This is a genomic window from Desulfonatronum sp. SC1 (assembly GCF_003046795.1).
Taxonomy (GTDB): Bacteria; Desulfobacterota; Desulfovibrionia; order Desulfovibrionales; family Desulfonatronaceae; genus Desulfonatronum.
On record NZ_PZKN01000188.1, the window covers coordinates 1 to 422 of the forward strand.

General features: G+C 50.9%; 1 protein-coding gene. It reads left to right on the top strand.

What is annotated here, in order from left to right:
- Positions 1 to 64: 64 nt before the first annotated feature.
- The coding region (locus tag C6366_RS21225; RefSeq protein WP_233248592.1) for a penicillin-binding transpeptidase domain-containing protein at positions 65 to 422 on the top strand (358 nt) is incomplete at its 3' end.

A 422-nucleotide genomic window follows, 5' to 3' on the forward strand; every position in this document is an offset into this window, starting at 1 on the left:
GTCGCCCCTCCTTAACCGCGCCATCATGTCAGCATATCCACCAGGTTCCACCTTTAAAATGGTTATGGGGCTAATCGGGCTACAGGAGAATGTGTTGCGAACCAACACACCATACTCCTGCTCCGGAGCATATCACGCACGTGGGCTCTCTGTGGGCTGCCGGCACCACCGTTCTCCAGTTGATCTGATTCCCTCCTTGGCAGTGTCGTGCAACACCTATTACTGTATTGTTTTCCGCAATGTTTTAGATAATCCTGCTCATGGTTCGCCAAAAGCAGGGATCGAAAAATGGCGCGAATATCTTAACAACTTCGGCTTTGGCAAACGCTTAGGAAGCGACTTCTTTAACGAGAGCCGGGGATTTGTGCCAGGCTCCGGTTATTACGACCGTATCTATGATGGTCGTTGGAGTTCCCTAACCG